This window comes from Erwinia sp. MYb416 (assembly GCF_037479575.1).
Taxonomy (GTDB): domain Bacteria; phylum Pseudomonadota; class Gammaproteobacteria; order Enterobacterales; family Enterobacteriaceae; genus Erwinia; species Erwinia rhapontici.
Map to the genome: position 1 here is coordinate 1 of NZ_JBBGYT010000107.1, position 682 is coordinate 682.

The following is a 682-nucleotide window of genomic DNA, read 5'->3' on the forward strand; positions in this document are numbered from 1 at the left end:
TAATGAGCTGTAATTCTTGCGCCATGGAGTCCCCATCATGACGCGATGTTCTGTGCCAGTTGTTCAGGCTGGCAAGGGTATTATTGACAGGTGATTATGGAAAATCAAACTATGTCAAAGTAATATCTGATTTGAATTTGTACAAGTACAGCTCCATATGCTCAAGCTTTCTATCTTTATCCTTTATCCTACCTGCAGCATCCTTTGCATAGCTGATCGCTGAACACAACTGCTCATCAACATAATCGGTAAGAACGTGCCTGATCTGAGAGCGATAGGCTCTAGCTGTTTCAAGGTAAGGTTCAGCAACATCTTTCGTTGCTGAGTTCGCCGCACTTAGTATTGCTTTCCGTATGGCACTGAATTGTTCTTTTGAAATTGAATTTATCGCTTCCATTTTCTCTTTTCTCTCTCCTCATGCCAAAAAAAAATTATATCGGGGTGTCCATTAATATCACCATGATTTATGTGCTCATATCCACAATTCAAAAAGGTCACCAAAACCGTTAATTGCGGATGAAACAATAATCAGAATAACTCCCCAAAGAATATTGATAGACACATTGCGCCCTTCTTCGGAGGTAACAGCCGTCTTACCGTCCTCATCGCTTCCTGCGAAGCCGAATGTCTCTGCGTTAGAGAGGTAAATTCCATCTGAAAAAAGGGGCGACAGCGTCAGCAA

The 682-nt window shown here is 41.9% G+C and carries 1 protein-coding gene and 1 pseudogene; both read right to left on the reverse strand.

Going from position 1 to position 682, the window contains the following annotated elements:
* Nucleotides 1–109: 109 nt before the first annotated feature.
* On the reverse strand, nucleotides 110–397 hold the full coding sequence (locus tag WH277_RS00965) for a hypothetical protein (protein WP_339457399.1): 288 nt from the start codon (nucleotides 395–397) through the stop codon (nucleotides 110–112).
* A gap of 75 nt (nucleotides 398–472) precedes the next feature.
* Nucleotides 473–682, reverse strand: a pseudogene (locus WH277_RS00970) (hypothetical protein); the annotation flags it as partial.

Excerpts from the sequence above, each read along its gene's own strand:
- WH277_RS00965 (WP_339457399.1), bottom strand. The coding sequence starts at position 397 with ATGGAAGCGATAAATTCAATTTCAAAAGAACAATTCAGTGCCATACGG.